Source organism: Bradyrhizobium sp. HKCCYLRH2015 (assembly GCF_051168215.1).
Taxonomy (GTDB): domain Bacteria; phylum Pseudomonadota; class Alphaproteobacteria; order Rhizobiales; family Xanthobacteraceae; genus Bradyrhizobium.
Genome location: NZ_JBNPUO010000015.1, coordinates 29,254 through 53,962, shown reverse-complemented (window position 1 = coordinate 53,962; position 24,709 = coordinate 29,254). Strand labels below are relative to the sequence as shown.

The window sequence follows — 24,709 nt, the reverse complement described above, 5'->3', positions numbered from 1 at the left end:
ATCACGGCTCTTGATGGCGCCGCCCGGCCGGTGAATCAATCGGCGGTGATGCGACCGAACACGGAGAATGTCGAGATGAGCCGATGGAGCTTCGCCGCGCGTCTGTTCGCGGTGGCGGCGACGGCGCTGCTGCTCATGATGGCCTGGCAGACCTTTCCGCTGATCCAGGCCGAGCTGCTCGGGATGCGCGCCAAGCCCCGCGAGATCACGCCGCGCGGCGATCTCGCCGCCGACGAGAAGAGCACGATCGCGCTGTTCGAGAGCCGCAGCGGCTCGGTCGTCTTCATCACGACCGTTCAACAATCGGTCAACCCGTGGACCGGCAATTCGCAGCAGGAGCGCTCCGGCACCGGCTCGGGCTTCGTGTGGAACGACCTCGGCCACGTCGTCACCAACTATCACGTCATCGAAGGCGCCACCGAGGCGCTGGTCAGCCTGACCGACGGACGCTCGTTCCGCGCCGCGCTGGTCGGCGCCAGTCCGGAGAACGATCTGGCGGTGCTCGTGATCGGCGTCGGCGTCGACCGGCCGAAGCCGCTGCCGCTCGGCACCAGCGCCGACCTCAAGGTCGGGCAGAAGGTGTTCGCGATCGGCAATCCGTTCGGTCTCAGCAGCACGCTCACCACCGGCATCGTCTCGGCGCTCAACCGCAACCTTCAGGTCACGCAGGACCGCACCCTGAACGGACTGATCCAGACCGATGCCGCGATCAATCCGGGCAATTCCGGCGGGCCGCTGCTCGACAGCGCGGGACGGCTGATCGGCGTCAACACGGCGATCTACAGTCCCTCGGGCGCCTCGGCCGGCATCGGCTTCGCCGTGCCCGTCGACAGGGTCAACCGGGTCGTGCCGCGCCTGATCGCGAGCGGCCGCTACGTCACCCCGAGCCTTGGCATCCGCACCGATCCCAAGGCCAATGAGGCGCTGTCGGCGCGGCTCGGCCTGTCCGGCGTGTTCGTGCTCGATGTCGAGCAGGATTCGGCGGCCGAGAAAGCCGGACTGATCCCGGCGCGGCTGACCCGCGACGGCGGCTTCGCACTCGGTGACGTCGTGCTGGCGATCGACGGCCAAGCGGTAGAGTCGCCCGAGGACATGACGCGCGCGCTGGAGTACAAGAACCCGGGCGATCGGGTGGTGCTGCGCGTGCTCCGCGGCGGCAAAACGGTCGAAGTCCGGGTGACGCTCGACGTCGCGCGGTGAGTAAGTGGACCACACTCCGTCGGCGAGGAGATAGCCGTAGCCCGCATGAGCGAAGCGACATGCGGGAAAAGTGTCCCCGGGTATCGCTGCGCTCACCCGGGCTAAGGCATCGCGTTTGATCGAAACAGGAGTGTCCCGCTTTCGCGGGGCACTTCGGTGATCGCATGGAAGTACTGGCGATCGACTGACTACTTCGCCGCCTTCTGCTTCGGCGCCTCGTCGTCCAGGCCGACCGTGCGGCCGGGGAAGCCGGCGGCGTCGAAATAGCGCTGCTGGCCGACGCGCTGCAGCTTCAGCACGGTGCGCAGGCCGCCGGCGGCCGGATCGGACTTGACGACGTCCGACACAGCCTTGGGCGTCGCGCCGTTCGGCATCGCTTCGGTCATGACGCGGCCGATCAGTCTGCCCTTCGGAGCGACCTTGAGGTCGAGCAGCCTGGCGGCGGTGGCGCCGACATCGGCGTTGCTGACGGGCAGCGGATCGACGAAGCCCGCCTTGAAGTCCGGACCGATGGCCGCCATGAAGTTGTAGGTATCGCCGCGGCCGAACGAGCCGTGCATGCCCTGGCCCTGGCGCAGCACGGTGTCGGCGACCTCGACCTGGCAGTTGGACGGCTGGTCGCAACCCGGCGCGACATAGGTGCGGAAGTTGACCACGATCGCCGGATGCGGCGTCACCGCCTTGCCCTGCAGGTTGATCTGCGACAGCGGCAAGGTGCCCGGGATCTCGCCGAGCTTGTCGTCGACGAAGATGCCGGAGATGTAGTCCTGCGCCAGCAGCGCCTTAACGGTGCGGCGGGCGAGCTTCCTGTCGTTGTTGGGCAAATAGATCAAGTCGGAGCCGCCATTGGTGGCGACGACGAGATCGGGCCTGGCCGGGTCCTTGCCGAGCACGCCATTGCCGGCCTTCGGGTGCTTGCCCTCGGGCACCGCCGCGTTCTTGTCGTTCGGGTCGAACAGCGGCAGGTCGAGCGCCTTGGCGAGGTCGAGCGCCAGGAAGCCCATCGGCAGGAACTCCTTCGGCGTGTCGTCATAGCTGACCTTGGCGGAGGGACTCGTTTTGCTCTCCTTGGAGATGGTCGAGAAGCCGTGGTCAGCCTGGACCATGATGTTGGTCGAGTCGGCCAGGCCGAGATCGTCGAGCGCCTTGCGCAGCGCTGCCAGATTGTCGTCGGCGTTCTTGATGCCGGCCATCGAGGTCGGGCCGTTGATGCCCGGCGTGATGGTGTTCAGGCTGTCGCCTTGATTGTGCTGGCTGCCGTCCGGGTCGCGCGACCAGAACACCAGCACGAACGGCTTGTTGCGGGCCTTGAACATCGGCAGCACCGCCTTGGTGGCGACGTCGACCATATAGGCCTGCTGGGCGACGTTGGCTGTGGTCGTGCCCGGCGTCTTGGCGTCGCCCGCCTTGCCGTTGTCGCCGCGTGACGGCGTCGCCAGCGCCAGGCCGGCCTTGGTCAGGGCGTCCTTGATCTCGTCGGTGATCGGCACGCCGTTCTTGTTGCCGGTGGAGTCATCGATCACGATCGAGGAGCTCGCGCCCGGCTTGCAGGGGCAGCCGGTGTGGTCGAACAGATAGGTCGGGCCGAGCTTGCCGATCGCGGCGGTCGAATAGCCGGCCTTGCGGGCGAGCTTCAGGATCGTGTCCTCGTTGAGGTAGTCACCGTTGAAATGCTCGTCGATGTCGCCGAGCACGGCGTCGTTCTCGATGAAGGGTACGACGGTGTCGCCCGCTGGTGCGGAGGTGTAGCCGGTGAAGATCGTATTCGAGAACGTGCCGGTGTCGCCGAGATAATGGCCGGTCGCCATGGCCGAGCCATTGGCCATGGTGAAGGTCGGAAACAGCGAGTGCGAATTCTTGAAGTTGACGCCCTTGTCGCGAACGGCGGCCATGGCCGGCGCCGTCTCCGGCGTCACCTTCAGCGCGCGCAGGCCGTCGGGAATGAACAGGATCAGGTTATGGGGTGTGGCGTTCTGCGCAAAAGCGGCACTGGACGACAGCAGGGTCAGTCCGGCGCACAGCAGCACGAGCGGGCGGCGCATTGAAAACTCCTGAAAAGCAATCGGCGGAATCGCGGCGTCTCGCCGCAGGGAAGAGCTTTAGTTTTGCCGGGTGACAGTTTTGTTACAAGGGGCTCGCGCCCGATCGGCACCGCTCCGGACAGGATTTTCGTCGAGCGGTAGTCCGCGGCAGGAACCAGGGTGTGGCTTCCCGGTTGTCGGCTCACACAATTCAGGGAGCACACCATGCCTGCCGACAAAGACCTCAACGAGCTCTTCCTCGATACCCTCAAGGACATCTACTACGCCGAGAAGCAGATCCTGAAGACGCTGCCGAAGATGGCCAAGGCGGCGCAGTCGGAGAAGCTGGCGGCGGCGTTCGAGAAGCACCAGGAGGAGACCGAAGGCCAGATCGAGCGGCTCGAGCAGATTTTCGAGCTGATCGGCAAGCCCGCCCGCGGCAAGAAGTGCGATGCGATCGAGGGCATCATCGACGAGGGCAAGGAGATCATGGACGAGTACAAGGGGACGCAGGCGCTCGACGCCGGCCTTCTTGCTGCAGCGCAGGCGGTCGAGCACTATGAGATGTCGCGCTATGGCACCCTGAAGGCCTGGGCGCTCAAGCTCAACCTGCCGAAGGCCGCCAAGCTGCTCGACCAGACGCTGAATGAAGAGCGCAAGACCGACGAGTCGCTGACCAAGATCGCTGAGACCGCGGTCAACTACGAGGCGGCCGCCTAAGCCTCGGTCGTCTTTACCAAATGGCCGCCGCCAGCGCTGCGATCAGCGCGGGCGGCGTTGCCACGAGTCCGATCTTCAGGAATTGCCAGGCCGTCACCTCGATCTTCTCACGCCGCAATGCCGTCAGCCACAGGATGGTGGCAAGCGAGCCCGTGACCGAGATGTTCGGGCCGAGATCGACCCCGATCAGGATGGCCCGGATGACCTCATGCGGCAGGTGATCGCTGGTGGCGACGGAGCCTGCGACCAGGCCGACCGGGAGATTGTTGGCGATGTTGTCGGCGACCGCGGTGATCAGGCCCGCGGCCCACGCCGTGCCCTGTGGCGACGACGTCACGCCCTGGTGCAGCCAGGCGCTGAGCTGGCCGATCGCACCGGCGCGGCTCAGACCTTCCACCATCACGAACAGGCCGCCGACCAGCGGCAGCACTCCCCATGAGATGCCGCGAATTACGGGCCATGGCGATTGCCGGCCGATGAGCAGGATCGCGGCCGCGGTGACCACGCCGCAGACGAAGGTCGGCAGGCCGAGTTGAACGTCGAGCGCCGAGGCGGTCAGCAGCACGGCTGCGATGGCGCCGATCCCGAACGCGGCGAGCCGGCCTTCGCGGCTGAGATGCGGCTTCTCGACATCGGTGCGCAGCGTCTCCTCGCGCAACGCGCGGCGCTGGGTCAGCCACAGCGCGACATAGGTGAGCGCGATCGCGGCCATCGAGGGCAGGGTGAACTGGCGCAGCCATTCGGTCAGATGCGGCATGCGTTCGCCAAACACGACGAGATTGGCCGGGTTGGAGATCGGCAGCACGAAGCTCGCGGCATTGGCGATGAAGGCGCAGACGTACAGATAGGGCAGCGGCGAGGCGCCGGCGGCGCGCGTCGCGGCATAGACCGCCGGCGTCAGCACGATCGCCGTGGCATCGTTGGAGAGCAGCACCGTGACCAGGGTGCCGACCGCATAGACCAGCAGGAACAGCAGCTGCGGCGAGCCGCGCGCATGCTCCACGGCATAGGCCGCGAGATAGTCGAACAGGCCCTCGCGGCGCGCCAGCTCGGCGATCAGCATCATCCCGATCAGGAACAGATAGACGTCGACGCCCTTGCGGATGCCGGTGAGCGCATCGGCTGGTGGCAGCAGGCCGAGCGCGACCAGCAGGATCGCGCCGGCGGCGGCCCACACGGCCTCGGGCAGCCGAAAGGGGCGGATGATGACGCCGGCGATGGCGGGAATGATGATGGCGTAGGCGAGCCAGGTATCGTGCAGGGACATGATCGGGGATCGATAGAGCAAATCATTCGGCGGGGATAGCGGGCGAGGGCGCCGCGTTCGGGAGGGCGGCCTCTGCTCCACCGGTCTCGGGGAGCAGCAGCCAGCACACGATCACGGCGAGGGCGGCAGCCGCGCCGAGCGCCAGGAATGCGGCGCTGTAGCCGCCATGGACCACGACCTGGCCGGCGAGCGCGGTCGACAGCGCCGCGCCAATGCTCTGCGCCGTGATGACCGCTCCCTGGGCGACGTTGAAGCGGCCGGTGCCGCGCATCAGGTCTGCGACGATGACCGGCATGATCGCGCCGAAGATGCCGGCGCCGACGCCGTCCAGCAACTGCACGCCGACCAGCCAGGCCTTGTCGTCGGACAGCGTGTAGAGCACGGCGCGCAGCGGCAGGATGAGCAGCGCCGCCAGGAAGAAGCGCTTGTGACCCCAGCGGTCGGCGCGGGCGCCGACCAGGAGCGCCATCGGCACCATCACGAGCTGGGCGGCGGCGATGCAGGCCGACATCAGGCTGGTGCCGAGATTCTTGTCCTGCAGCGCCAGCTTCTGGCCGACCAGCGGCAGCATGGCGGCGTTGGCGAGGTGAAACAGCGCGACGCAGACCGCGAAGATCAGCAGCGGACGGCAGGTCAGGAGAATGTCCAGGCCCGACGGCTGCTCGCCTTGGCCCGTTCGGTTGCCCTCCGCCTGATGCGCCAGCCCGCGCGCGACGTCATGGTCGATGGCGCGCTCGGGGATGGCGAGCACGCTGATGAGGCTGCCGGCCGACGTGACCGCCATCAGGTAGAACACCGCCGATGGTCCGAGCGCATAGGCGGCGGCCCCGGCGATCACGGCGCCGACGGCATTGCCGGCATGGTTGAAGGTCTCGTTGCGGCCGACGCGCGCCGTGAAGGCCTTGGCGCCGACGATCCCGAGCGACACAGCCGCGATCGCCGGGGCGAAGATCACGCCGGCGGCATTGGCGATGCTCTGCGAGATCGCGACCGGCCAGAAGCTCGTCATCAGCGGCAGCAGCAGGGACGCCGCCGTGACGATGATCGCGGCAACGATCATGACCAGCGGTTTCGCCCTGGTCGCGTCGACCAGCGCGCCGGCCGGCGTCTGCGCGGCGATGCCGGCGATCGTCGCCAGCGACATCACCACGCCGATCGAGGCCTCGTCCCATTTCTGCTCGGTCAGGAGATAGATCGCAAGATAGGGCCCGAGGCCATCGCGCACGTCGGCCAGGAAGAAATTGGCGGCGTCGAGCGCGCGGCGCGCCCGGCGCGTGGTAGTCTCATCCTGTGACATGCTCTCGGGCCTCGGTCCCTCGTTGCGTCAGTGCAGGCGATCACGCGTGCGCGTGATCGTGCTTGGGCCCATGCTTGTGCTTCGGTCCGTGCTTCGGTCCGTTCTTGGGACCATGCTCAGGGCCCTTCTTGGGGCCATGCTTGAGCGGCTTGAGGCTCTTCAGGTCCGGGCCCGCCTCGCGGGCGTGGATGACCCGGCCGAAGCGCGTGTCGATGCCGTCGCCACGAACCGCCAGCGTCGCTTTCGGCGCGAGCAGCTCGGCAATCTCCTTGGCTTCCTTCGGCCCGATGCGCACGACGGTGCCGTCGGTCAGCAGCGCGCCGCGCAGCTCGCCCTTGGGGCCGAACAGCGACAGCCGCACCTTGCCTTCGACGTCCATCCGGTGATGGTCGTGCTTGGGGTGCTCGCGCTCCTCGTCCGGGCCGTGGTCGATGATCTGCCGGCCATCTTCAGCCGACACGGCGACCGCCGCGAGCAGTTGCGCCCCGCGCGGCTTGACGCCCCGCGCGCCGACCGTATCGCCCGCCTTGATGTGGTGCGTCAGCTCCGCCGCCATATGCGGCGGCGTATGGACGAGGATGTCCTTGTCGCCTGCCCGCATGACGAAGCCGTCGACCTCGCCATGCGGATTGAGCACGAAGCGTTCGAGCACGCCGTTCACGAGCGGCAGGCTTTCGGGATCGATCCAATGCATGTTCGTCTCCTGTGGTGCGTTCGTTCGTGATCGAAGGGAAAGAGATCAGCCACGCGGCGGAGGTGGCGGCGGCGGGCCGAGCCGGTCGGGGCCGCCCTTGGGACCGCGCGGCGGGCGCGGACCGTCGATCTCCGTCATCTGATCCGGCGAGGTGCCGATGGCCTTGACGTCGACGAGCTTGCCGAGCGCGGTCTCCTGCAGGTCGCCGCGCACCGAGATCGTTTGTCCCGGATGCAGCCAGTCGGCCAGCCGTTCGGCTTCGGGCGGCGGCAGGCGGAGCGACGTGCCGTCATCGAGCACAGCGCCATTGACCTCGCCGCGCTTGCCGTGCAGCACCGTGGCGATCCGTCCGCTGACCGTCTGGTCGGCGCCGCGGCGACCGGGGCCCTCGGGCGGACCGTCGTCCACGACGCTCTTGCCGGTCGCGATGTTGGTGATCGAGGCCGCGTCCACCAGCGGCAGCGCGCGGGCACGCAGGCCGCGCACCGAGACGCCATCGCCCGGCCGGATCGTGAACACGACCTGAGCCGTCAGATGCGGCGGCAGCTTCACCTCGGTGCCGTCGTTGAGGAGCAGTCCGTCGACATCGCCGCGCGGCGTCAGCGTGTATTGCTTGACGATGCCGCGTGTCTCCGGAAGCTGCGATGCATCCCACGTCGCATCCGGCGGGGACAGTGGGGCCTGGGCGGCGGCCGCGGTCATGCCGCAGCCTGCTGCGGCGAGCATCAGCGCGGCCATGATCGGCGTCATCTTTCGCGTCATCCTGGGACTCCTTTTGGCAGGGGTGACGCGAGATGGTTCGCAACGGCCGTGCCAGGTGCCGGACGACGACAAATCAATGGGTTGCATGACGGGTTGCGGCGCTAGGCGTCGTCCTTCCCGACGGCCCGCGTCGGATTTCCTGACGCCTGCTCGTCACCCAGACCGTAGCGCTGCATCTTGGTGTAGAGCAGTTGCCGGTTGATCTTGAGCTGTCGCGCCGCTTCGGTGCGGTTGCCGCCGCACGCCGCCAGCGCGCGGCGGATCAGGCGCTCTTCCAGCCGGGCCACCGCCGCCGGCAGGTCCGTCGAAGTCTCCGTCTCCTCGTCATGCGGCGCGTCGGTGATGTCGAGATCGTCGGCGTCGATCAGGACTCCTTGCGTCAGCACGCAGGCGCGTTCGATCACGTTGCGCAACTCGCGGACATTGCCGGGCCAGGGCGCATGAGCGAGCTTGTCGATGGCCGCGTCGGTCAGTTGCGGGCGCGGCCGTCCCTCCGACGCCAGCGCCAGGAAATGGCTGGCCAGCGGCACGATGTCCTGGGCGCGCTCGCGCAGCGGCGGCAGCTCGATCGGGATCACGTTGAGGCGGTAGTACAGATCCTCGCGGAAGGCGCCGCTCGCGACCAGCCTGGCGAGATCGCGATGCGTGGCCGCGACGACGCGGGCCGACACCTTCACCGGCTTGCCGCCGACCGGCGTGATGACGCGCTCCTGCAGGGCGCGGAGGATCTTGGCCTGCATCGGCAGCGGCATGTCGCCGATCTCGTCGAGGAAGAGGGTACCCGACCCGGCATCGCGGAAGGCGCCGGCGCGGTCGGAGCTGGCGCCGGTGAACGATCCCTTGAGGTGGCCGAACAATTCGCTCTCGAGCAGATCCCGCGGGATTGCGGCGCAGTTCACGGCGATGAAGGGAGACGCGCCACGCCGGCTGTGGACATGAAGCGCGCGCGCGACCAGCTCCTTGCCGGTGCCGGTCTCGCCGCGGATCAGCACCGTGGCGTCGGCATCGGCGGCGCGGCCGATCGTCTTCTGCACCCGGCGCATCGCCTCGCTGGTGCCGATCAGTCCGCTGTCGTCGGCGGAGGCCGTGTCCTGCTGCTGAGACCGGCGCGGCGGCAGCCGCGCGATCAGCTCGCGCAGCGCCTCGCGGCCGATCGGCTTCACCAGGTGATCGAATGCGCCGAGCCGCATCGCCTCGATCGTGTTCTCAGGGCTGGCATAGGCGGTCAGCACGACCACCGGAGGCGCATCGCCGTCGGCACGGATGCAGCGCAGGGTCTCGATGCCGTCGAGCCCCGGCATGCGCAGGTCGAGCAGCACGGCATCGGTCGCGGGAGACACCATGCCGATCGCTTCGCGGCCGGAGGCCGCCGTGATCGCCTCGTGGCCGAGATCGGTCAGCGTCTCCGCGAGCCCGTCGCGTAGCGCCGCATCGTCGTCGACGATCAGGATGGTTGCCATGGCAGGGAGATCTCGAAGCTGGTGCCGGTGCTGACAGGGGCGAGCTGCGCATCGCCATGATGGGCGCGTGCGATCTCGCGCACGATTGCGAGTCCGAGGCCGGTGCCGTCGGCGCGGGTGCTGACGAACGGCTCGAACAGGCGATCCCTGATGCCGGGGGCGATGCCCGGGCCGCTGTCGGTGACGCGAAACAGCAGGCGTCCATCGGCGATCTCGGCTGCGACGACGATCTCGCCGCCCTCGGGCGTGTTCTGGATCGCATTGAGGATCAGATTGTCGAGGGCGCGCTGCAGCTGCGCGGGATCGAAGCAGCACCGCGCGGAGGAGGGCGCGACGGCGCGGAGCGACTGGCCGTGGCGCGCGGCAACATCGCGGTGCGCTTCGATCGTGGCCTGCAGGAAGTCGTCGAGCTCGACGGGACGGGTCTTCGGCTGGCTCGCCTGGGTCATCGCCAGGAGATCGCGCAGCAGCGCGTCGAGCCGCGCCACCTGCTGCAGGATCGCTTCGAGCGCGCCGGCCTTGCGCGCAGGGTCGGGAGAGGCGAGCGCGTTCTCCGCCTTCAGGCGCATCGCCGCGATCGGATTGCGGATCTCGTGGGCGAGCGTGGCCGACAGCCGGCCGACGGCTGCGAGGCGCTCGGCGGCGGTTGCGCGCATGCGCTCCGCCGAGAGGCGATGGCCGGCATCGTTGACGGCGTCGACGAGGCGGTCGAGCTCGCGGGCGCCGGTGTGCGGCAGTTGCGGCAGGTCGGCATTGTCCGTCGGCTCGCCCAGCGCCGTCTCGATCATGGCGATGCGGCGGGACCACGACACCAGGATCCAGGCCAGCCAGATGGCCGAGCCGAGCAGCGTCGCCGCCAGCACGATCAGCCCGATCAGCAGATGCGTGTAGGCCGGACCTTCGGCCGCGGCGGCGCGGGTCATGGTCCAGGCGGTGACGTTCTGGAGCGGACCGCGCAATGGGCAGGCATGAACGATCAGGGTCTGCGACCGTCCGGCATTCTTTGTCGTGAAGGGGCGGCCGCTGCGCTGCGCGTCGCTGTTGATCTGCTTGATCACGCTGAGTTCGGCTGCCGGCAGGTCGGTCTTGGGTCCGGTGCCTTCGTAGGTCGGATAGGCATAGGCCAGCGACCCGGTCTCCGTCTGCCAGATGCCGCCTTCGACGCCGGGGGTCGCGGCCAAGGCGGATTGCACCAGCGGGATCAGGTCCTGCTTCAGGCTGTCGTCGACCGGCGCGCCGCGCCAGCCCGAGACGAAGAACTGATAGCGGTCGGCGATGTCGCGGCAGCCGCGCGTCACGAGATCCTGCGCGCGCGCCACGCGAGCGTCGTTCGACTGCTGAAACGATTCCACGAGGAGATACGCCGTCGCCGCGCCGGAAACTGCCAGCATGAGCCAGAGCGCCGACAGCCGCGAGCGAAGGGAGCGCATCAAATGGTCCGCAATGACATTGGATGACCGAGTGCGGCGCGACGCGCGGACGCGGTTCACGGCACATCTGCGGAACAGAACGTCCGATCGGCAATGTTGGTTCCCGATGCCGGTTCAGCGCGGCAGCGGCGCCTTCTCGGCCATCGCCTTGCGCAGGATGCGCGACAGCGATTCCACCGAATAGGGCTTCTTGATCAGCTCGAAGCCGTGATGGGCATTCTCGGCTAGCACGTGGCTGTAGCCGGATGTCAGCACCACCGGCAGGCCGGGATAGCGGTCGCGGATGATGCCGGCAAGCTCCAGGCCGTTGATGCCGGGCATGATGACGTCGGAGAACACGAGGTCGACGGCGAATTCGTCGTTCGCCAGGATTGCCAGCGCATCGGCGCCGTTGGCGACGCGGCGCGTCACATAGCCGAGATCCTCGAGCAGCTCGGTCGAGAACTGCCCCACCTCGTCATTGTCCTCGACCACGAGCACGCGGTAGCCGCGCCCGATGGTCGCCGGCTCGATGCGCGCGGCGCCCGCTTCCGTGCCGGATTCCGTTGCCGTGGCTTGTGGCAGATAGATCGTGAAGGTCGCGCCGTGGCCGATGCGGCTGTCGACCGCGATGTCGCCTTCGGACTGCTTGGCGAAGCCGAATGCCTGGCTAAGGCCGAGACCCGTGCCCTTGCCGACCTCCTTGGTGGTGAAGAACGGTTCGAAGATCGCGTTGAGATGTTGAGGCGCGATGCCGCCGCCGGTGTCGGTGACCGAGATCGCGATGAAGGCCCCGGGGCGGGGGCTCTGGCCGCGCAAGGCCGGAATGCTCTCGGTTCGCTGCACGCCGATCTGCAGATGACCTTCACCGTTCATGGCGTCGCGCGCATTGACGGCGAGATTGATCAGCGCAGTCTGGAATTGCGCGACGTCGGCGAGGGTGAACAGCCCGCTGTCCGTGACCGCGAGCTCGATCTGGATGCGGCTGCCGACGAGAGGACGGATCAGTTGCACGACGTTCTCGACCTGCTCGCCGACATTGAACACCTGCGGCGTCAAGGGTTGCCGCCGGGCGAAGGCCAGGAGCTGCGCGGTCAGCTTCGAGGCGCGCTCCACCGTCTCCGAGATCGCGTCGACATAGCGCCGGCGCCGCTCCTCGGGAAGATCGCGGCGGCGCAGGAAGTCGGTGGCCGAGCGGATGATGGTGAGCAGGTTGTTGAAGTCGTGGGCGACGCCGCCGGTGAGCTGGCCGACCGCCTCCATCTTCTGCGACTGCCGCAGCAGCTCCTCGCCCTGGATGCGCTCGGTGACGTCGACGGCCTCGGCGACCGCGCCGGTGACCACGTCATGCTGGTCGAACAGCGGCCGCATCGACAGCTCGAAATGTCGCTGGCCGCTGGCGAAGTCGAGCCGCATCTCGGTCCGGAAGCTTTCGCCGGCGAGAACGCGGGCGAACGCCTTGCGCAGCATCTCGGTCACGCCCGGCGTATGGGTGAACCAGGGCGCATCCCAGAGCGGCTGGCCGATGACGTTCACTTCACCGGCGCGCATGCCGGCGACCGCGATGCGGTTGGCATGCATCACGCGGCCCTCGACGTCGAGGATGGCCTGATACTGATTGCTGGTGTCGAAGATCGCGCGCATGCGCGCTTCATTGGCCTCGAGTTGGGCGGTGCGCTCCCTGATACGCTCTTCGAGGGTCTCGTTGACGCGGCGCAGCTCGATCTCGGCCTGCTTGGCGGCCGTGACGTCGTGAGCGACGCCGATGAAGCCGACATGTTTGCCGTTCGCATCCCAGCGTGGCTGCGATTCCGATCGCAGCCAGCGCCATTCCCCGTCGGCGCGCCGGTAGCGCGCCTCGAGGAAGAACGGCTTCAGCGAGCACTCTCCCGACTGCTGCTGCGCGAGGATGCGCGGAAGGTCCTCGGGATGCAGCACCTTGCGCCAGTCGAAGGCCAGCGCCTCGTCAGGGGGCAGGCCGAGGAAATCGATATAGGCGCGATTGACGAAGGAGCGGGTGCGGTCGAGCTTCGTCACCCAGATCGGCACCGGCGCGCTGTCGGCGATCAGCCGGAAGCGTTCCTCGCTCTCGCGCAGCTTGGCCTGCGCCAGCATCTGGTCGGTGACATCGATATGCGCGCCGACCAGACGGATCGCACGGCCGTTCCAGTCACGCTCGATGCGGGCGATGACGCGGACCCAGCGGATCTCGCCGTCGCTGGGACGGATGATGCGGTATTCGGTGGTGTAGTCCTCCTGATCGCTCTTCACCGCGGCGATGAAGTCCCGCTCGGCCTTGACGCGGTCGTCGGGATGGACGCGCCTGACCCAGTCTTCATGAGTCTCGTGGACGGCCTCCGGCGGCAGGCCGTGAATGATCAGGTATTCGGGGGAGCGGCGGTTGCGGTAGCCCTCGCGCAAATCGACCTCGACGCCGCCGACCCGGGCGATGCGCTGAATGCGCGCGAGCTCCGCCTCGCGCTCCTGCAGCGCCCGGTAGGCCTGATCGCGATCGCGGGCGATCTCCTCGATATGCTGGCGCAGCGCGTCGGCGGCAGCCTCCGGCCTCACGTCGTCTCTGGGCGCATCCGCGCTGTTCATGCTGACCTGTACTGGTGTGGCGAGCAGTCGTCCGAGAATTCCACCGCGGGTGTTCGGAAGCGTGGCGACATTGGGTTCAAGGAAAGCAAACTGGGCAGAGATTAAGGCGGGCAAACGACCGCATGACGTGAACGTCGGGGCAGATAAAAAGTTCCGCGCTCCCGGAACGGACTGTTACTGTCGTGCGTCGTCAGGCCCTGAACTCCGCAACACGTAGGTCCATACCGTGAAGCTCTTCGTCTGTCAGGCCTGCAAGAACATCCTGTATTTCGAGAATCGCAGCTGCGGTCGCTGCGGCCATCAGCTCGCCTTCATGCCGGAGCGCCAGACCCTGTCGGCGATCGAGCCGGCGGAGGAGGGGGTTCGGACGCTCGCCGACCACGGGTCGGGGCGCTTCTTCTGCGCCAATGCCGAGCACGACGCCTGCAACTGGGCGCTCGAGATCGGGGAGACCGCAGGCTTCTGCCGCGCCTGCCGGCATAACGGCACGATTCCCAATCTGTCTGATCCCGCGCAACTCGCCGGATGGCGAGAGCTGGAGGTGGCCAAGCACCGGCTGTTCTACTCGCTGATCCGCTGGAAACTCCCTGTGAAGACACGCATCGAGGATCCCGAGCACGGGCTGATCTTCAACTTCCTCGCCGACGACCCCGCCGGCCAGCAGAAGGTCATGACCGGCCACGACAACGGCCTTATCACCATCGCGCTGGCCGAGGCCGACGATTTCGAGCGCGAGCGGCGCCGGCTGGAAATGGGCGAGCCGTACCGGACCTTGCTCGGTCATTTCCGCCACGAGGTCGGGCACTATTTCTGGGACGTGCTGGTGCGCGATGCCGGCCGGCTCGACGAATGCCGGGCGGTGTTCGGCGACGATACCCAGGACTACGGCGAGGCACTGAAGCGGCACTACGAGCAGGGGCCGCCGGTGAACTGGCAGGACAATTTCGTCTCCGCCTACGCCACCACGCATCCGTGGGAGGATTTTGCCGAGACCTGGGCGCACTACCTCCACATCGTCGATACGCTGGAGATGGCCTCCGAGTTCGGTATCGAGATCGATCCGCCCGCCGACCAGATCGGCGGACTGACAGCGCGCGTCACCTTCGATCCGTATGTCGCGGAGGACTTCGACACCATCGTCAACGCCTGGCTGCCGTTCACCTTCGCCATGAACAGTGTCGCCCGGGCGATGGGCGCGCGCGATCTCTATCCCTTCATCCTGACGCCGCCGGTCATCGGCAAGCTGGGCTTCATCCACCGCCTGGTGCGGCAGGGCGGCCGGGAGACGTCCGTCACCCTGGCGCCCGAAAAGCCGCAGGCCGAGCCGCAGCATCAAGAGATCGGGGCGGCGTGATCCGCCTTGACTCCGGAGAACATAAAGTGAACATGGCAGCGTGACCGGAGCGAGGACCGTCATCGCGCATGCAGCCCAGATCGCAATCCAACACCAATGCTCAAGCCGCGGACGCTGAACACCTCGCGCTGGAGGCCGCCGTGGACCAGGCCATTGCTGCCTGCGGCGGCGATCTGCGCGCGGCCATTCGGGCCCTGATTGTTGCGAACGATTTTCTCGAGACCGAGGTCGGTGAGCTCATGAAGGCGGTGTCCCACGCCTATGCCCGCGGACGTTTCCACAGCTATTCCGGGTAACGGCAATGCCCGCGGCTGGCATGCCTAGCCGGACGGCACGGTCGGAACGAGAGGCGGGTTGCGCGCGGGCGATTTTGGTATAGACGAACCGATCAAGCTCGCGGTGTGACGCCTGTGCCACGAGCGGGGAGCCCGCCCAAAGGTATCAAGCAAGAACATGTTCAAAACCATTCTGATTGCGAACCGCGGCGAGATCGCCTGCCGGGTCATCAAGACTGCCCGCCGCATGGGAATCCGAACCGTTGCGGTCTATTCGGAAGCCGACCGCGATGCGCTGCATGTCGAGATGGCAGATGATGCCGTGCTGATCGGCCCGCCCGCCGCCGCCGAGAGCTATCTCCTCATCGACCGCATCGTCGAGGCCTGCAAGAAGACCGGCGCCGAGGCGGTGCATCCGGGCTACGGCTTCCTGTCCGAGCGCGAGGCTTTCCCGCGGGCATTGGCCGAGGCCGGCATCGTCTTCATCGGCCCGAACCCAGGCGCGATCGCCGCGATGGGCGACAAGATCGAATCGAAGAAGGCGGCCGCCAAGGCCAAGGTCTCGACCGTGCCCGGCTTCCTCGGCGTCATCGAGGACGACAAGCACGCGGTGCGCATCGCCGACGAGATCGGCTACCCCGTGATGATCAAGGCCTCCGCCGGCGGCGGCGGCAAGGGCATGCGCATCGCGCATTCGACCGCCGAGGTCGCCGAGGGCTTCAATCTCGCCAAGGCCGAGGCCAAGGCCTCGTTCGGCGACGATCGCGTCTTCATCGAGAAGTTCATCACAGATCCGCGCCACATCGAGATCCAGGTGCTCGGCGACAAGCATGGCAACGTGATCTATCTCGGCGAGCGCGAATGCTCGATCCAGCGCCGCAACCAGAAGGTCATCGAGGAGGCGCCGTCGCCGCTTCTCGACGAGGAGACGCGGCGCAAGATGGGCGAGCAGGCCGTGGCGCTCGCCAAGGCGGTGAACTACGACTCCGCCGGCACCGTCGAGTTCGTCGCCGGCCAGGACAAGAGCTTCTACTTCCTTGAGATGAACACGCGCCTGCAGGTCGAGCATCCCGTGACCGAGCTCGTCACCGGCATCGATCTCGTCGAGCAGATGATCCGCGTCGCCGCCGGCGAGAAGCTTTCGCTTGCGCAGAAGGACGTGACGATGACCGGCTGGGCGGTGGAATCCCGCGTCTATGCGGAAGATCCGTTCCGCAGCTTCCTGCCGTCGATCGGCCGCCTCGTGAAGTATCGCCCGCCGGCGGAGAGCAAGGCTGACGGCATCACCGTGCGCAACGACACCGGCGTGCAGGAGGGCGGCGAGATCTCGATCTATTACGATCCGATGATCGCCAAGCTCGTCACCCATGCGGAGTCGCGGGCTGCCGCGATCGAGGCGCAGTCGACCGCGCTTGATGCGTTCTATGTCGACGGCATCCGCCACAACATCCCGTTCCTGTCGGCGCTGATGAACCATCCGCGCTGGCGCGAGGGCCGGCTGTCGACCGGCTTCATCGCCGAGGAGTTTCCCAAGGGCTTTGCCGCGCGCGCGCCGGAAGGCGAGATCGCGCGCCGGCTGGCGGCGGTGGGTGCTGCGATCGACCACGTGCTCGGCGAGCGCAAGCGGCAGATATCGCAGCAGATGATCGGCCGGCCTGTGAAGCGGCAGGGCCGCCGCGCGGTGTGGCTCGGGCGTGACGAGATCCTGCTCGACATCACCAGGGAGAACGGCGCGATCACGGTCCGCTTCGTCGGGGGCGACGGCAAGGTCGGCCCGGCGCATCAGCTGGTGTCGGATTGGAAACCGGGCGATGCCGTGTGGCACGGCACCATCGATGGTGCGGCCATCGCAGTCCAGACGCGTCTCATTGCGAACGGCGTGCGGCTCGCGCATCAGGGCGTCGAAGCGCCGGTCTACGTCTACACGGAGGCCGAGGCGACCGCGGCGCGGCTGATGCCGGTCGTCACGGCCGGCGACAGCGGCAAGAAGCTGCTGTGCCCGATGCCCGGCCTCGTGGTCTCGATCGCCGTGACCGAAGGGCAGGAGGTCAAGGCGGGCGAGACGCTGGCCGTGATCGAAGCCATGAAGATGCAGAACGTGCTGCGCGCCGAGCAGGACGGCACGGTAAAGAAGATCCACGCGACAGCAGGGGCCACGCTCGCGGTCGATGCGCTGATCCTGGAGTTTGCGTAGTAAGTCTAACCGCCGTCATTGCGAGCGAAGCGAAGCAATCCAGGGCCGAGCAAGAGACTCTGGATTGCTTCGTCGCTTCGCTCCTCGCAATGACGGAGAGAGGTAGGGCGTGATGACGTTCCGTACTCGCCGAGAAGCGTTGCGCACAATCCTCGCCAGCGATCGCTGCGTCCATCCCGGCTCCGTTTACGACGCGATTTCGATCCGCGCTGCCGAGGACCTCGGCTTCGAACTCGGCATGTTCGGCGGCTCGGCGGCTTCGCTCGCCGTGCTCGGTGATCCCGACATCGCACTGATCACCTTGACCGAGCTGGCGGAGCAGATGCGGCGGATGTCGCGCGCGGCAGCGCTGCCGGTGCTGGTCGATGCCGATCACGGCTACGGCAATGCGATGAACGTGCGCCGCACGGTGCAGGAGCTGGAAGCGGCCGGTGCCGCGGGTCTCTCCATCGAGGATACGCTGCTGCCGCAGGGCTATGGCGAGGCGAATCCGCAGCTGATCCCGTTAGCCGAGGGTGTCGGCAAGGTGAAGGCAGCGCTCGACGGCCGAGGCGATCCCGCGCTGGTCATCCTGGGGCGGACGGGCGCCGTTTCCATCACCTCACTCGACCACGCGATCGCGCGGGCCAGGGCGTATGAGGCCTGCGGCGTCGACGGGCTGTTCTTCACCGGCATCACCGCGCGCGATCAGCTCGACGCGGTCGCGGCCGCCACCACGCTGCCGATCGTGCTCGGCGGTGCGCCGGAGGAGATGTCCGATCTCGGCTATCTCGCCTCGCGCCGTGTCCGCGTCGCGCTGCAGGGCCATGCGCCGATCGCCGCCGCGACGCAGGCAGTGTATGAGACGCTGAAGGCGCTGCGTGACGGCGTCTCGCCGAAGCAGCTCAAGGGGCTGCCGTCGGCCGAGCTGACGGCACGCGTGATGCGCGACGCCGATGTGAAGAAGCGCCTGCGCGATTTTCTGGGGCTCGGATCATGACCGATCGCGCCATCGTCCACGTCATGGTTCGCGGCCGCGTCCAGGGCGTCGGCTACCGCGCATGGGTCGAGGACCAGGCCATCCTCAACGGCCTCGAAGGCTGGGTGCGCAATCGCAGCGATGGCAGTGTCGAGGCGTTGTTCGCGGGTCCCTCGGACGACGTCGCCGCCGTGTTGGCAGCCTGCCGCGAGGGACCGCCAGCAGCGCGTGTCGATGCCGTGATGGAAAACCCGGCGACGGCCGATCAGCTCAAACCGCGCCGGCCGGGCGAGGCGTTCTCCGTGTTGCCGACGCTCTAACGACACGGCGCGCGAGCCCGTCGCTCACTCCGCTGAGATCACCAGCGCCTGTATCCGGCCTTCGATGGCACCCTCGCCAAAGCGGCGCGCCAGCGCTTCCGCGGTCGCCTGCGTCACGGCGGCGAGGCCGGGCCTGCCGCGCGCTTCGATCTCGCCGCGCATCGGCGTGCCCTGGCAAAATGCCATGGCCGGGTCCTGAGGCGAAGCCGCGCGGCTGCGATGCGTCACCGTCTCGATCGCGATGTCCGTGAAGCCCGCTGCGGTCAGATCGGCCTCGATCCGCCCGGCATCGAAATAGCCGTGCGGAGTCCGGGTGAAGAACTGCGGCGGGCTTTCGGGGAAGACCTGTTGCAACGTCTCGTGAACGACGTGAGGAATTTCATTCTCCTCGATCCGGTCCCAGACGTTGAAGACGAAACGTCCGCCGGGCCGGAGCACGCGGCGGGCCTCCGCATAGCCCTTGACGCGATCGGGGAAGAACATCGCGCCGAACTGACAGGCGACGGCATCGAAGCTCGCATCGGCAAAGGGCAGGGCCAGCGCATCGGCTTGATGAAATGCGATGCGGTCCGCAGCGGCGAGATGGGTCCTCGCCTGCGCGAGCATCGGCTCGTTGAGATCGGTGGCGGTGATCCGGACCTCCGGCGGCAGTTGAGCGTGCAGGGCCCGCGTCACCACGCCGGTGCCTGCCGCCGTCTCCAGTACGTCGCGCGGCAGGTACGCCGCGATGCGCCGCGCGAGGTCCAGCGCGTAGGGCGCGAAGATCAAGGGAACCATCAGTTGATCGTAGATCTGCGGGATCGATCCAGTGAACGCCTTGTCGGATGCCGTCATGGCTTGCTCCTGTTGCAGAGGGGGGCAGGCGGGGAACCGGGCGGTCGGCAGGCGCAAAATGTGCGCCGTAACATCCGTCTGGCCGGCCGCCAGTCCGGTTCAAAGCCGCGCCTCTTGACATTCACTCTCTTCAGTCAGATATTTCTGTCATGACAGAAATTGCAGGTCATCGAAAACTTCCTCCCGCCGTCGAGCGCTTCATCCTCAACTGGGGCGACATGGGCGACCAGTGGGGCGTGAACCGCTCGGTGAGCCAGATCCACGGGCTGCTGTACCTCGCCGAGAAGCCGATGACGGCGGAGGACATCGCCGACACGCTCGGCATGGCCCGCTCCAACGTCTCGAACTCGCTGAAGGAGCTGCTCGCCTGGGGCTTGATCCGGCGCGTGCCGATCCTCGGCGACCGCCGCGATCATTTCGAGGCCGAGACCGACATCTGGGAGGTGGCGCAGCGGATCGCGGCCGGCCGCAAGGAACGCGAGATCGATCCCGCCATCGCGGCGCTGCGCGCCTGCGTCGCGGAGGCGACCGGCGATCCCGCGATCAGCGCGGTCGCAGCCAAGCGGCTGAAGGACATGCTGGCGTTCACCGAGCTGGTCGACCGTTGGTACGTGCAGATGCTGAAGGTGCCGCGGCCGCGCCTCGTCACGCTGATCAAGCTCGGCGAGAAGATCGTCAACCTGCTGCCGTCGGGAAGGTCCAGGTCCGGCAGCGTTTGAAGAGAGTGGAGGGCGTCATGGTGACCATGCGACATCCCGGACTTTCAACGCCCGCCAGCGCCAGGCTTCATGATGATCACAGGTTTCGTGCGCTGCTGTCGGCCGAGGATTGGGGACGGCTGCCGGTGTCGATCTGGCGCCGCTTCTCCAAGCGCCTCGCCGATGGCGCCACCGTCGTCTATGTCGGCGAGGTCGATCAGGCCGAGATCAGCCGTGCCGGCTTCTGGTTCGCGCATCTGGCGCGGCTGATCGGCGGGCCGCTGCCGACGCGCGCGAACATCGGCGTGCCGATGATCGTCGCGGTGACCGAGGACGCGGCGAGTGGCGGCCAGATCTGGACGCGCATCTGCGGGCGCCCGCATGGCTTCCCGCAGGTGATCCATTCCGCCAAGCGCTTCGCCGGTCCGACGGGGCTCGAGGAATATCTCGGCTGGGGCCTCAGCATGAGCCTGCGCGTCGGCGTCGCCGATGGCGCGCTTCATTTCCATAGCGCCGGCTACACGTTCGACTTCGCCGGCCGGCGCTGGGTGCTGCCGGCATGGCTCACGCCCGGCGACCTCACCGTCACCCATTCCGATCTCGGCAGCGGCGTCTTTCGCTTCTCGCTCGAGATCGTCCATCCGCGCTTCGGGCGCATCATGCGCCAGAGCGCCGTGTTCCGGGAGTCCGCACCATGACGCCGCTGCTCTGGTCCCTGATCGCGCTTCAGATCGTGATGGGCGTGTTCGACACCTTCTATCACCATGAGTTCACCGAGCGCCTGGCCTGGCGCCCGTCACAGCGGGGCGAGCTCAAGCTGCACGGCGTCCGCAATGGGCTCTATGCGCTGCTGTTCGCCGTCCTCGGCTGGTGCGAGGTGCATGGATTGTTCGCGATCCTCGTGCTCGCGGTGCTTCTGGCCGAGATCGCTATCACCCTCACCGATTTCGTCGAGGAGGATCTGACGCGCAAGCTGCCGCCGAGCGAACGCGTCAATCACACACTGCTCGCCATCAACTACGGCGCGATCCTCATGCTGCTGGTGCCGCTGCTGATCGGCTGGGCGATGCGGCCTTCGGTGATCGTGCCGGCCTATGCCGGCGTGCTGAGCTGGATTGCTGCTGCTGCCGCGGTTGGCGCCGCGCTGTGCGGCCTGCGCGACTTCGCCGCGGCCCGGCGCCTTGCGCGGATGTCGCAGCCGGATGCGGCCGGGCTGGTCGCGGCGCTGCCGCCAGCGCAGACCATCCTGATCACGGGTGCGACCGGTTTCATCGGCGCGCGGCTGGCGGCCGGTCTCGCCGCGGCCGGCCATCACGTCGTCGCCCTGGTCCGCGACCCGGCCAAGGCCGCAGTGCTGCCGGCGCCGCTGACCTTGATCACCAGCCTCGATCAGCTCGCCTCCGGCACCCGTATCGACGCGATCGTCAACCTGGCCGGCGAGCCGATCGGCAACGCGCCGTGGACCGCGGCCAGGCGCGCGACGATCCTGCAGTCCCGGCTTGCTACGACGGAAGCGGTCGTATCCCTGATCGCGCGGCTCGACCGCAAGCCGAAGGTGTTGGTCAACGGTTCGGCGATCGGCTGGTACGGCCTGTGGCAGGACCAGCCTCTGACCGAATCGGCCAAGTCGCATGCCTGCTTCAGCCATGACCTCTGCGACGCCTGGGAACAGGCGGCGCGCGGTGCCGAAGCGCACGGTGTCCGCGTCGCATTGCTGCGGATCGGGCTCGTCGTCGGCCGCGACGGCGGCTTCCTGGCGCGGATGCTGACGCCGTTCGAGTTCGGCCTGGGCGGGCCGTTCGGCTCCGGCCTGCAATGGATGTCCTGGATCGAGCGCGACGATCTCGTTCGGCTGATCGCGCATGTGATCGCGACGGATGCCATCACCGGGCCGGTCAATGCGACGGCGCCGCTGCCGGTGCGCAATCTCGCCTTCACCGCCGAGCTCGCGCGCTGCCTGCGGCGTCCGGCGCTGCTGCGTGTTCCCGCCGGCCTCTTGCGCCGGATCGGCGGCGACTTCGCCGAGGAGCTCTTGCTCGGCGGCCAGCGCGTGGTGCCGAACAAGGCGCTGTCGAGCGGCTTCGTGTTCCGGCATCAGAGCCTGCGCAGCGCGCTCGAATCCATCCTGTGAGCGGCCGAATGCGTCACGACCGCTCGCCCCGCGCCATCGTCGCCGATGGCAGCTCGCCGAACGTGGCGCGGTAGTAGCGGGCGAAGTGTCCGGCATTGGCAAAGTTGCAGGCGGCGGCTGCCGCCGCCACCGTGACGGCGGGATCGCCCGAGCGCAGCATCTCGTGGGCGCGCCGTAGGCGCACCGATTTGGCAAAGGCCATCGGCGAATAGCCGCGCACACGCTCGAACAAGCGGAAGATCGACCGGACGCTGACGCCGGCCTCGCGCGCCAAGCGCTCGATCGTGATCGGCTCGCGCCAGTTGGCCTCGATGTAGTCCTCGAGCCGCTTGACCAGGCCGAAGTCCGGCATCGGAGAGGGATCCAGGAGCGTGTCGCGGAAACGATGACGGCTGGCGCAGAGGAAGGCGACATGTACCGCATCCTCCAGCTCGCGATAGACTGCGGCGGGGAACGCCGTATCCTGCTCGTTGAGCTGGGTCGTCAGGAAGTCCAGCAGTCGCATCAGGCTGCGGGCCTGCGGATCGGCGGCCGGAATGGCAGGGTCGATCACGAAGTCGGCGCGCGGCTGCACGCCGACCAGCGCCGTGAGGCGCCGTCGCAGCGCCTGCGGATCGAGCCGCAGGGTTAGTCGCCGATGGCCGCCCTGGCACGCCATCTGCCATGGCACGCCGGCCGGCGCGACCGCGAACTGATGCTCATTGACGTCGGTCGCCTCGCCGGGAGTGCAACTGACCGCGCGTCCCTTCAGGGCGATCTGCACTCTGATGAAGTCGGCGGCGCGATGGTCGCAGACCATGTCGCAGGTCGTGGTGCCGAAGGCGAGACCGATGGTCTCGAGTTCGATCAGGTTGACGATCGCCTCGAAGCGCTCGGCGTTCCTGAAGTCGACGCGCTCGGCGCCGAGCCGGCGCCCCGCGAGGTCGCGCAGCACGTCGGCGTTCGAGGTCCGGATCAGCGCGTGGCGATGCAATGGTTCGAGGCCGGTCGCGCCGGTCGAGGCCGGGCTCGGCTTTGCTGGGGCGCTGACGATGTCAGCTGCGGTCAAGAGACGGTTCAAGCCGCTGCTCCTGAACTCCGATTATTAACCCATGCTACATCAGGTCCTGTCGGCGTCAATTACTTCGACATCGCGGCGCTTCGGAATGCCGCGGCCAGCGTGCGCAAGGCCGCGCGCTTGGCCGCATCTCCCGCCTTTGCATGCAGCATCACCTTGGAGCGGCCGAGCTTGGGCAGGCCGAGATCCGTTCCGATATCGATCAGTCCGCTGGGTGCGATCCGGCGGGCCAGCGGCGCAATCGCAAGACCGGCGCGCGCGGCGGCCGCAACGGCCGTCACCCCGCCGCCGACGAACGTCTCGCTGAAGCTGATTCGCGCACGCTCGAGCGCGCGGACCGCGATGCTGCGCACGCCACAGGGCGGTGCGAGCGTGGCGAGCGGCAGCGTGCCGCCGGCCGGCAGACGAAATCTGGGCGCTGCGAACCAGCCGAACTCGTCCGTGATCAACGCCTCGCCACCGCGGCGGCTCGCCTCCTGGCGGACGATCACGGCGTCGAGCTTGCCGGCATCGTAGCGGTCGAGCAGGTCGCGCGAGAAGCCGATGCTGACCGACAGCACGAGGTCCGCCATGGCAGCATGCAACTGCTCGAGCATCGGCACCAGCTCGGGGCCGGCGACGTGATCGCTGATCCCCAGCGACAGCAGCGGCCGGATGCGGGGGGCCCCGGTGAGCGCGAGGTCATGCGCGGCAACCAGCGCGCGGGCGTTCTCGGCGAAGGCCGCGCCGTCGGCGGTGAGCCGGACCGCGCGAGGCGAACGCTCGACCAGCCGCTTTCCGAGCAGCGCTTCGAGCCGCTGCAGCTTGAGACTGACCGCGGCCTGGGTGGTGCCGAGCGTCTCGGCCGCCCGGGTGAAGCTGTGCAGGTCGCTCACCAGCAGAAAGGCGCGGACGGTCGCGATGTCGAGCGTGGCGGTCATATGAACTCGTTATCATTGATATCCATATCGATAAGATACCAAAATGAGCGGCGCGCGGCTAGCTTTGCTCCCGAAGCGCAGTCACGCGCTGGATACCGGGAGCCGACCATGCCGTTGATCAACATCGTCTATGCCAGCCAGCGCCGCTCGCCGTCGCTGAAGAAGGCCATCGCGGACGCCATCACCGAATTGACCGCGCACATCCTGCGCAAGGATCCCAAGGTCACCGCCGTCATCGTCTCGGAAGCGGATGCCGCGGACTGGTTCGCCGGCGGCGCCTCGCTGGCGGAGCAGGGGCTTGCCAGCTACTGGATCGACGTTCACGTCAGCGAGGGCACCAACACCAAGGACGAGAAGGCCGCCTATCTCGCCGCGGTGTTCGCGCGCATGGCCGAGCTGATCGGCCCGCTGCATCACGAGACCTATCTGCATGTCGACGAGGTCAAGGCGGATGCCTACGGCTTCGGCGGCCTGAGCCAGGAGCGCCGCTATGTTGCGGCGAAGCTCGACGTCCCGCCGCAGCAGGGCGCCGCGTGA

Annotated in this window: 22 protein-coding genes; 11 read left to right on the top strand and 11 right to left on the bottom strand. The window is 67.7% G+C overall.

Annotated elements, in window-relative coordinates; translation table 11 throughout:
- Positions 1–75: 75 nt before the first annotated feature.
- Entirely contained in the window at positions 76–1,200 is a 1,125-nt protein-coding gene (locus ACQR1H_RS31790; protein WP_434908724.1) for a S1C family serine protease, read from the top strand.
- Between the two features lie 188 nt (positions 1,201–1,388).
- On the opposite strand, the gene ACQR1H_RS31785 is transcribed toward ACQR1H_RS31790, so the two are convergent.
- The gene (locus ACQR1H_RS31785; RefSeq protein ID WP_434908723.1) at positions 1,389–3,242 is read right to left on the bottom strand and encodes an alkaline phosphatase family protein; all 1,854 of its coding nucleotides are present in this window, start codon (positions 3,240–3,242) and stop codon (positions 1,389–1,391) included.
- 204 nt (positions 3,243–3,446) lie between these two features.
- On the opposite strand from ACQR1H_RS31785, the gene ACQR1H_RS31780 reads away from it, so the two are divergent.
- Entirely contained in the window at positions 3,447–3,941 is a 495-nt protein-coding gene (locus ACQR1H_RS31780; protein ID WP_316216083.1) for a ferritin-like domain-containing protein, read from the top strand.
- Between the two features lie 13 nt (positions 3,942–3,954).
- Here ACQR1H_RS31780 and ACQR1H_RS31775 read toward each other — a convergent pair whose 3' ends face one another.
- The 7 genes from ACQR1H_RS31775 to ACQR1H_RS31745 all read right to left on the bottom strand — a co-directional run bounded on the left by ACQR1H_RS31775 (position 3,955) and on the right by ACQR1H_RS31745 (position 13,431).
- Positions 3,955–5,208, bottom strand: a complete 1,254-nt coding sequence (locus ACQR1H_RS31775; RefSeq protein WP_434908722.1) for an arsenic transporter — start codon at positions 5,206–5,208, stop codon at positions 3,955–3,957.
- Between the two features lie 22 nt (positions 5,209–5,230).
- Entirely contained in the window at positions 5,231–6,505 is a 1,275-nt protein-coding gene (locus ACQR1H_RS31770) for an MFS transporter (RefSeq protein ID WP_434908721.1), read from the bottom strand.
- 40 nt (positions 6,506–6,545) lie between these two features.
- A complete protein-coding gene (locus ACQR1H_RS31765) occupies positions 6,546–7,199 on the bottom strand; it encodes a hypothetical protein (protein WP_434880575.1) in 654 nt (217 codons plus the stop codon).
- Positions 7,200–7,244: 45 nt separating this feature from the next.
- Complete coding sequence (locus tag ACQR1H_RS31760; RefSeq protein WP_434908732.1) at positions 7,245–7,949, bottom strand: OB-fold nucleic acid binding domain-containing protein; 705 nt, start codon at positions 7,947–7,949, stop codon at positions 7,245–7,247.
- 113 nt (positions 7,950–8,062) lie between these two features.
- Positions 8,063–9,421 carry a sigma-54-dependent transcriptional regulator gene (locus ACQR1H_RS31755; RefSeq protein WP_434908720.1) on the bottom strand — a complete coding sequence of 453 codons (1,359 nt, stop codon included), beginning with the start codon at positions 9,419–9,421 and terminating at the stop codon, positions 8,063–8,065.
- On the bottom strand, positions 9,406–10,851 hold the full coding sequence (locus ACQR1H_RS31750) for a sensor histidine kinase (protein WP_434880573.1): 1,446 nt from the start codon (positions 10,849–10,851) through the stop codon (positions 9,406–9,408). Before ACQR1H_RS31750 ends, ACQR1H_RS31755 begins: the two co-directional genes overlap by 16 nt.
- A 114-nt stretch (positions 10,852–10,965) precedes the next feature.
- Positions 10,966–13,431 (bottom strand): PAS domain-containing hybrid sensor histidine kinase/response regulator, encoded by a 2,466-nt coding sequence (locus ACQR1H_RS31745; protein ID WP_316182145.1) that lies wholly within the window; start codon positions 13,429–13,431, stop codon positions 10,966–10,968.
- A gap of 226 nt (positions 13,432–13,657) precedes the next feature.
- Here ACQR1H_RS31745 and ACQR1H_RS31740 point away from each other — a divergent pair, with 226 nt between their 5' ends.
- The 5 genes from ACQR1H_RS31740 to ACQR1H_RS31720 all read left to right on the top strand — a co-directional run bounded on the left by ACQR1H_RS31740 (position 13,658) and on the right by ACQR1H_RS31720 (position 18,532).
- Complete coding sequence (locus ACQR1H_RS31740; RefSeq protein ID WP_434908719.1) at positions 13,658–14,785, top strand: zinc-binding metallopeptidase family protein; 1,128 nt, start codon at positions 13,658–13,660, stop codon at positions 14,783–14,785.
- Positions 14,786–14,853: 68 nt separating this feature from the next.
- Entirely contained in the window at positions 14,854–15,081 is a 228-nt protein-coding gene (locus ACQR1H_RS31735) for a hypothetical protein (protein ID WP_434908718.1), read from the top strand.
- A 157-nt stretch (positions 15,082–15,238) separates the two neighbouring features.
- Positions 15,239–17,254 carry an acetyl/propionyl/methylcrotonyl-CoA carboxylase subunit alpha gene (locus tag ACQR1H_RS31730; RefSeq protein WP_316237783.1) on the top strand — a complete coding sequence of 672 codons (2,016 nt, stop codon included), beginning with the start codon at positions 15,239–15,241 and terminating at the stop codon, positions 17,252–17,254.
- Positions 17,255–17,366: 112 nt separating this feature from the next.
- Positions 17,367–18,233, top strand: coding sequence for an isocitrate lyase/PEP mutase family protein (locus ACQR1H_RS31725; RefSeq protein ID WP_434908717.1), 867 nt, complete (start codon positions 17,367–17,369; stop codon positions 18,231–18,233).
- The gene (locus ACQR1H_RS31720; protein WP_315804918.1) at positions 18,230–18,532 is read left to right on the top strand and encodes an acylphosphatase; all 303 of its coding nucleotides are present in this window, start codon (positions 18,230–18,232) and stop codon (positions 18,530–18,532) included. Before ACQR1H_RS31725 ends, ACQR1H_RS31720 begins: the two co-directional genes overlap by 4 nt.
- A gap of 24 nt (positions 18,533–18,556) precedes the next feature.
- On the opposite strand, the gene ACQR1H_RS31715 is transcribed toward ACQR1H_RS31720, so the two are convergent.
- Entirely contained in the window at positions 18,557–19,366 is an 810-nt protein-coding gene (locus ACQR1H_RS31715) for a class I SAM-dependent methyltransferase (RefSeq protein ID WP_434874563.1), read from the bottom strand.
- Positions 19,367–19,515: 149 nt separating this feature from the next.
- On the opposite strand from ACQR1H_RS31715, the gene ACQR1H_RS31710 reads away from it, so the two are divergent.
- From ACQR1H_RS31710 to ACQR1H_RS31700, 3 genes are read left to right on the top strand one after another with little or no spacing between them, the layout of a single operon-like run.
- Positions 19,516–20,085, top strand: coding sequence for a GbsR/MarR family transcriptional regulator (locus tag ACQR1H_RS31710; protein WP_315804920.1), 570 nt, complete (start codon positions 19,516–19,518; stop codon positions 20,083–20,085).
- Positions 20,086–20,102: 17 nt separating this feature from the next.
- Entirely contained in the window at positions 20,103–20,762 is a 660-nt protein-coding gene (locus ACQR1H_RS31705) for a DUF4166 domain-containing protein (protein WP_316216094.1), read from the top strand.
- The gene (locus tag ACQR1H_RS31700) at positions 20,759–22,195 is read left to right on the top strand and encodes a TIGR01777 family oxidoreductase (RefSeq protein WP_434886688.1); all 1,437 of its coding nucleotides are present in this window, start codon (positions 20,759–20,761) and stop codon (positions 22,193–22,195) included. Before ACQR1H_RS31705 ends, ACQR1H_RS31700 begins: the two co-directional genes overlap by 4 nt.
- A gap of 13 nt (positions 22,196–22,208) precedes the next feature.
- Here the strand turns inward: ACQR1H_RS31700 and ACQR1H_RS31695 are convergent, their stop codons facing one another.
- Positions 22,209–23,255, bottom strand: a complete 1,047-nt coding sequence (locus ACQR1H_RS31695; protein ID WP_434874561.1) for a helix-turn-helix domain-containing protein — start codon at positions 23,253–23,255, stop codon at positions 22,209–22,211.
- Positions 23,256–23,314: 59 nt separating this feature from the next.
- Positions 23,315–24,172 (bottom strand): LysR family transcriptional regulator, encoded by an 858-nt coding sequence (locus ACQR1H_RS31690; RefSeq protein WP_434838308.1) that lies wholly within the window; start codon positions 24,170–24,172, stop codon positions 23,315–23,317.
- A gap of 108 nt (positions 24,173–24,280) precedes the next feature.
- Here ACQR1H_RS31690 and ACQR1H_RS31685 point away from each other — a divergent pair, with 108 nt between their 5' ends.
- On the top strand, positions 24,281–24,709 hold the full coding sequence (locus tag ACQR1H_RS31685) for a tautomerase family protein (protein WP_316182161.1): 429 nt from the start codon (positions 24,281–24,283) through the stop codon (positions 24,707–24,709).

Coding starts and splice junctions, on each gene's coding strand:
- ACQR1H_RS31790 (WP_434908724.1), top strand. CDS start 76: ATGAGCCGATGGAGCTTCGCCGCGCGTCTGTTCGCGGTGGCGGCGACG.
- ACQR1H_RS31785 (WP_434908723.1), bottom strand. CDS start 3,242: ATGCGCCGCCCGCTCGTGCTGCTGTGCGCCGGACTGACCCTGCTGTCG.
- ACQR1H_RS31780 (WP_316216083.1), top strand. CDS start 3,447: ATGCCTGCCGACAAAGACCTCAACGAGCTCTTCCTCGATACCCTCAAG.
- ACQR1H_RS31775 (WP_434908722.1), bottom strand. CDS start 5,208: ATGTCCCTGCACGATACCTGGCTCGCCTACGCCATCATCATTCCCGCC.
- ACQR1H_RS31770 (WP_434908721.1), bottom strand. CDS start 6,505: ATGTCACAGGATGAGACTACCACGCGCCGGGCGCGCCGCGCGCTCGAC.
- ACQR1H_RS31765 (WP_434880575.1), bottom strand. CDS start 7,199: ATGCATTGGATCGATCCCGAAAGCCTGCCGCTCGTGAACGGCGTGCTC.
- ACQR1H_RS31760 (WP_434908732.1), bottom strand. CDS start 7,949: ATGACGCCGATCATGGCCGCGCTGATGCTCGCCGCAGCAGGCTGCGGC.
- ACQR1H_RS31755 (WP_434908720.1), bottom strand. CDS start 9,421: ATGGCAACCATCCTGATCGTCGACGACGATGCGGCGCTACGCGACGGG.
- ACQR1H_RS31750 (WP_434880573.1), bottom strand. CDS start 10,851: ATGCGCTCCCTTCGCTCGCGGCTGTCGGCGCTCTGGCTCATGCTGGCA.
- ACQR1H_RS31745 (WP_316182145.1), bottom strand. CDS start 13,431: ATGAACAGCGCGGATGCGCCCAGAGACGACGTGAGGCCGGAGGCTGCC.
- ACQR1H_RS31735 (WP_434908718.1), top strand. CDS start 14,854: ATGCAGCCCAGATCGCAATCCAACACCAATGCTCAAGCCGCGGACGCT.
- ACQR1H_RS31730 (WP_316237783.1), top strand. CDS start 15,239: ATGTTCAAAACCATTCTGATTGCGAACCGCGGCGAGATCGCCTGCCGG.
- ACQR1H_RS31725 (WP_434908717.1), top strand. CDS start 17,367: ATGACGTTCCGTACTCGCCGAGAAGCGTTGCGCACAATCCTCGCCAGC.
- ACQR1H_RS31720 (WP_315804918.1), top strand. CDS start 18,230: ATGACCGATCGCGCCATCGTCCACGTCATGGTTCGCGGCCGCGTCCAG.
- ACQR1H_RS31715 (WP_434874563.1), bottom strand. CDS start 19,366: ATGACGGCATCCGACAAGGCGTTCACTGGATCGATCCCGCAGATCTAC.
- ACQR1H_RS31710 (WP_315804920.1), top strand. CDS start 19,516: ATGACAGAAATTGCAGGTCATCGAAAACTTCCTCCCGCCGTCGAGCGC.
- ACQR1H_RS31705 (WP_316216094.1), top strand. CDS start 20,103: ATGGTGACCATGCGACATCCCGGACTTTCAACGCCCGCCAGCGCCAGG.
- ACQR1H_RS31700 (WP_434886688.1), top strand. CDS start 20,759: ATGACGCCGCTGCTCTGGTCCCTGATCGCGCTTCAGATCGTGATGGGC.
- ACQR1H_RS31690 (WP_434838308.1), bottom strand. CDS start 24,172: ATGACCGCCACGCTCGACATCGCGACCGTCCGCGCCTTTCTGCTGGTG.
- ACQR1H_RS31685 (WP_316182161.1), top strand. CDS start 24,281: ATGCCGTTGATCAACATCGTCTATGCCAGCCAGCGCCGCTCGCCGTCG.